Source organism: Devosia sp. (genome assembly GCF_030689745.1).
Taxonomy (GTDB): domain Bacteria; phylum Pseudomonadota; class Alphaproteobacteria; order Rhizobiales; family Devosiaceae; genus Devosia; species Devosia alba.
In genome coordinates, this window is record NZ_JAUYGL010000158.1 from 1 (window position 1) to 5,029 (window position 5,029).

Genomic DNA, 5,029 nt, shown 5'->3' on the forward strand with positions numbered 1-5,029 from the left:
CGGGACCGGGTTGAGCTGGTGGTTAGCTGACCGCGCTTGGCAAGATCGGCAGGCGACAAAAAACCCCGGCGCACGGCCGGGGTTTCTCGTTCAGTCGGGATCGCTTAGCTGCGGTCGTCGACATAGACCGTGGCGGCGCCATCGGCAGCGCTCTGGACGGCAACCACGTCAGCGGACGTATAGCCTTCAGCTTCGAGCTTCGCCTTGATGGCGGCATTGCCGTCAATATTGGCATGCAAGCTGGTCATCGCCTCGGCATTGGCCGAGATGGCACTATCGAGATCGGCGCCTTCGGTTGCAGCATCGCCGGACAGCGAGGACAGCAGTACGATGGTGACCTTGGATTCGTCAGTGACGGCGCTCAAATCGGTGTCAGTGGCGCCGGAAATGGCAGCAGTAACCGACTTGAAGCTGCTATCCATGGCGTCGGCGCCCGCTGCTGCATCCTGCGCCAAGGCGGGAAGTGCACTGGCGGACATCAGGACAGCGATGGTCGTTGCGAGAAGGGTGTTGTTCATTTGGTCTCTCCTAAGCCGGGTAATGCACCCCACTTGGACAGCCAACTAACGAGACGATGCCGGCATGGTTGCAGCCAAAGTGATCACAATCTAGAAAAAGCAGTCGACCTTTTTGACGCGTCATGCATCTTGTAACCCATTGGTCGCGTTCTCATTTAAACAACAAAGTAAACAGGAGCGTCGCATGGGAGTACTCTGGGCCATTATCATCGGATTTCTGGCGGGACTGATCGCCAAGTGGATCACGCCGGGCGACAACAAGCCGAGCGGCTTCATTCTGACCACGGTGCTGGGCATTGTCGGTTCGGTGCTGGCCACCTGGCTTTGGCAGCAGATCAGCGGCGCTGGTCCCAGTGACGGCGTCAATTTCCTCAGCGGGATCATTGGCGCTGTGATTATCCTGTTGGCCTGGAGCCAGATCGCGCGGCGGACTTCGTAATTCAGTTGTCCCGGACGGCCGCCGCCCCAGGGGTGACGCGCCGAAGCTAGGCATGCAAAAAAAAGGGCGCCCCATGGGCGCCCTTCGTGGTTTTGGCCTGAGTGCTACTTGATCTCGGTGATGCGGCCATCGGTGTAGGGCGTGTATTCGCCGCCCTGCTTGGCGATGTAGTCAGCCACGACCTGTTCCAGCGGCGGGCCGAAATCGTAGGGGTTGTCGCCTTCGGCGAATGTGCCATAGCCGTCGCCGCCGCCGCGCACGTAGTTGTTGGTGGCGATGGTGTAGGTGGCGGCTTCGTCGATTGGCACCCAGCTGTCGGCTTCGCCCTTGACCAGTACGTCGCTGACGCGGCTGCCGGCAGGCTGCTTCAGATCAAACGCATATTTGAGGCCTGCGACCTGGGCAAAGCGACCGGCACCGTTCTCGATGTCGCTGACGCCGTTTTCGAGGGCGTCGATAACGCCGGCGCCACTGATCTGCACAGTGGCCAGTGTGTTGGAGAAGGGCAGTACGGTCAGCACGTCGCCCATGGTGATTTCACCGGGGTCGATGGAGGCGCGGATGCCGCCGCCATTCTGGAAGGCGATGGTGGCACCTTGATCGGCGACGCGGTCGAGAATGGCGTCAGTGAGCAGATTACCCATCGAGCATTCCATGACGCGGCAGACTTCGCGGGACCCTTCGAGTTTTTCGGTGGTGCTGCCGATGACCGTACTGGTCATTTCCTCGATGGGGCCGAGCAGGGTGGCGAGCTGGGTCTTGAAGTCCGCATTGGCCTCGACTGTAGCATCGATCAGGAAAGGCTCGCCCTCGGCCTTGGTCACCACGCCATTATCATCCCAGGTGATGGCGATATCGCCCAGATACTTGCCATACTGGTTGGCCTGCACCACGGGGACTTCAACGCCTTCAGGGTTGGTTACCATGGTTGGGTAAGGCCCGGCGGCGCCCTCGGCGGTGTTGGAGAGCAGGGTATGGCTGTGGCCGCCGACGATGACGTCGACCAAGGGCAGTGCTGCGGCAACATCCATGTCGACCGTGTAGCCGATGTGGCTGAGCAGAATGATCTTGTTGACCCCTGCGGCATCAAGGGCCTCGGAGGCGCCACGGACGTACTGGATCACGTCGGTGAACTCGACGTTCGGCCCTGGCGAGGCGATTTCAGGCGTATCCTCCGTGGTCGCACCGATGATGCCGATCTTTTCGCCGCCGATCTCGATGACAAATGAACCCTTGATCTTGCCGCGCAGGTTCTCATCGCGGCTGACGTCAAAATTGCCGCCAATGATGGGGAATTCTGCCGCATCGATGAATTTCATGAACTCTTCGGGGCCGTCATCGAATTCGTGATTGCCGGTCGCGACCACGTCAAAGCCCATCTGGTTGAAGAAGTCGGAGACCACCTTGGACTTGTAGGTGGTGTAGTAGAGCGACCCCTGGAAATTGTCGCCGGCCGAGAGCAGCAACGTATTGCCATCGGCATATTTGGCGCGGGTGTCGTCGATGATAGTCTTGAGGCGGGCAATGCCGCCGAAGCACTCGCCGGCCGCATCGCTCTCGGCACTGCAGTTGGAATCGCTGTTGGTGATGGGATCAAAGCGGGAGTGGAAATCGTTGATATGGAGGATATTCAGCGTGAAGTCCGCATGGGCTGCACTGGAAAAACCAGCACAGAGGGTGAGCGCTGTGGCGCTGAGGAGTAGTCTTTTCATCCCTGCATCCTTTGTTAGCTTGACGGTTCAATCCCGCGGGTGGTCCGCGCCCAGGTCCATCAGGATGAGATCCCATGAGCCAGCGCGGTCCGGCCACGTCGAACGATGAGTTAACCAGTCTTTTGTGACGGTGAGAAGTGGACCTTTTGGTCAAAACAAACGTGGTGGACTTGCAGCGCGTGTTCAGCGAAGCTCAACCATCAGATAAAATAGGCATATCGAGCCCAGAGTGGTAAGAGCCCGGAAAGGCCGGGCGGCTAGCATGCGCCGGAATGACCATCATAGCTGACCCAGGATTGCCGTTTTGAGCGTCGCCCTTACCAATTTGATGCGTAGCGTACCCATGCCCGAAACCGGACCGCAGCGCCTCAATTGGGGCGGCTTGTTGCGGTTCATCGCCATCGGATCATCGGGCGCGATTGGTTTTATCGCCCTCAGTAGTCTGACGATGGCTCTGCCAACCGGGTTGGAGAACTCGGTGATCAACGGGCTTTGCTATGCCGTATTCATCCTGCCGATCTACCTGCTGCATCGACGGTTCAGTTTTCAGTCCGACGCGTCCCATCGCAGTGCATTGCCCCGCTATCTCGCCGTGCAGGCGAGCGCCCTGATGCTGGCGACGTTGTTTGGTTATGTGTTGTACGGGGTGCTGGCCATGCCGCCAGTGATGGCATCCACCCTGGTGATAGGGCTGACCTCGGGTGTTAACTATCTGCTGCTGCGCAGCTGGGCGTTTGCGCGGCATCATATTGTTGCCGGGGTGCCGGCGTGATTGGGCAGGCGGGCAAGGCGCTGCTCAACCATGTCCATGGCGGGCTGATTTTCAAACGGCGCGTGGCAGTGCTGGCGGGAGCATTGGCGCAGGCCATGCCGCAGGGTGGTCGCGTGCTCGATTTGGGGTGCGGTGATGGCCAGGTGGCAATGGCCTTGATGGCGTTGCGGCCAGACCTCAAGGTGGAGGGTGTGGACGTACTGGTGCGACCGGTGACCCATATTCCGGTAACGCAGTATGACGGGGTGACGCTGCCCTTTGCCGATGGCAGTTTTGACTATGTCACCATCGTCGATGTGCTGCACCACACCGATGATCCTGCGGCAGTGCTGGCGGAGGCGGCGCGGGTGAGCCGGCTTGGCGTGGTGGTAAAGGATCACCTGCGCGAGGGCTGGCTGGCAGGGGCGACATTGCGCCTGATGGACTGGGTCGGCAATCGTGGGCACGACGTTCGACTGCCCTATAATTATCTGGATCGACAGGAGTGGAATGCGGCATTTTCGCATGCCCGCCTGGGGGTGGCTGACCGGCAAAACCGTTTGGGGCTGTATCCGGTGCCGCTCAACTGGGTATTTGAACGCCAGCTGCATTTCGTGATGCGGCTGCACAGATTGCCCGCGATTGCGTAACGGGGTTTCAATACCAGTTCAGTCAGGTATTCTGCGCGACGTCTGATTTGTGGAGTGCGCGGCATGAAGAGTGCTTTGATTGTCTATGGCGGCTGGTCGGGCCATGAACCGGAAGAATGTGCAGCCATTTATCGGCGCTGGCTGCATGAGGATGGATACTCGGTGCGTACGGCTACCGAAACCAGCGCCTTTGCCGATCCGTCCATTCACGAGTTGTCATTGATCGTGCCCATTTTCACGATGAGCAAGATTGAAAAAGACGAGATCGAGAACCTGACCAAGGCGGTCGAGGGCGGCGTGGGCTTGGCCGGCCATCACGGGGGCATGAGCGACGCGTTCCGCGATGCCGTGGACTATCAGTTCATGGTGGGCGGGCAATGGGTGGCCCATCCGGGCAATATCATCGACTACACCGTAGACGTGGCCGATCCGCTCGACCCGATTATGGCGGGCATCAAGTCGTTCGCCTACAGGTCAGAACAGTATTACATGCATGTTGACCCTTCCAACCAGGTACTGGCGACGACAACATTCAGCGGTGAGCACGCCTCGTGGATTGAAGGGGTTGTGATGCCGGTGGCCTGGAAGCGCATGCATGGCAAGGGGAGAGTGTTCCACTCGACACTGGGGCATGTGGCCAAAGAATTCGAAGTGCGAGAAATGGCGACCATGATGCGGCGCGGCATGAACTGGGCGGCACGGGACGAGTAAACGGCGACGGCGAGCATTGGCTGGGAAGCCAGTCGACCCCGATCGTCACCCTCGGGCCGGGCCCGAGGGGCACTCACTTTCGGCACGTTTTGCAGGTGCAGAGCCTTCGGCGACACCAGCCCGAGGGTCACGCCCGGTGGATGGGGCCTACCACCTTAGCAAAAATCGCCCCAGTCCCGTCCCGATCATCCCGACCATCACAATGCCCAGCGTGTACCAGAGCGCCAGAAACATCATGCCGGTTTCGG

7 protein-coding genes are annotated in these 5,029 nt (G+C 59.8%); 4 read left to right on the forward strand and 3 right to left on the reverse strand.

Annotation, left to right across the window (positions count from 1 at the left end; genetic code table 11):
* Positions 1-104: 104 nt before the first annotated feature.
* Complete coding sequence (locus Q8O80_RS13990; protein WP_305580261.1) at positions 105-518, reverse strand: hypothetical protein; 414 nt, start codon at positions 516-518, stop codon at positions 105-107.
* Between the two features lie 184 nt (positions 519-702).
* Between Q8O80_RS13990 and Q8O80_RS13995 the strand changes: the two genes are divergently transcribed.
* A complete protein-coding gene (locus Q8O80_RS13995) occupies positions 703-957 on the forward strand; it encodes a GlsB/YeaQ/YmgE family stress response membrane protein (RefSeq protein WP_305580263.1) in 255 nt (84 codons plus the stop codon).
* Between the two features lie 104 nt (positions 958-1,061).
* Here Q8O80_RS13995 and Q8O80_RS14000 read toward each other — a convergent pair whose 3' ends face one another.
* On the reverse strand, positions 1,062-2,669 hold the full coding sequence (locus tag Q8O80_RS14000; RefSeq protein WP_305580265.1) for a bifunctional UDP-sugar hydrolase/5'-nucleotidase: 1,608 nt from the start codon (positions 2,667-2,669) through the stop codon (positions 1,062-1,064).
* Positions 2,670-2,973: 304 nt separating this feature from the next.
* Between Q8O80_RS14000 and Q8O80_RS14005 the strand changes: the two genes are divergently transcribed.
* The 3 genes from Q8O80_RS14005 (at position 2,974) to Q8O80_RS14015 (ending at position 4,781) form a co-directional block, all read left to right on the forward strand.
* Positions 2,974-3,441 (forward strand): GtrA family protein, encoded by a 468-nt coding sequence (locus tag Q8O80_RS14005; protein WP_305580267.1) that lies wholly within the window; start codon positions 2,974-2,976, stop codon positions 3,439-3,441.
* Positions 3,438-4,070 (forward strand): class I SAM-dependent methyltransferase, encoded by a 633-nt coding sequence (locus Q8O80_RS14010; protein WP_305580269.1) that lies wholly within the window; start codon positions 3,438-3,440, stop codon positions 4,068-4,070. Before Q8O80_RS14005 ends, Q8O80_RS14010 begins: the two co-directional genes overlap by 4 nt.
* 63 nt (positions 4,071-4,133) lie before the next feature.
* Positions 4,134-4,781, forward strand: a complete 648-nt coding sequence (locus Q8O80_RS14015; RefSeq protein WP_305580271.1) for a ThuA domain-containing protein — start codon at positions 4,134-4,136, stop codon at positions 4,779-4,781.
* A gap of 147 nt (positions 4,782-4,928) precedes the next feature.
* Here the strand turns inward: Q8O80_RS14015 and Q8O80_RS14020 are convergent.
* Positions 4,929-5,029 (reverse strand): NrsF family protein (locus tag Q8O80_RS14020; RefSeq protein WP_305580273.1); only part of this gene is annotated, 101 nt, incomplete at its 5' end.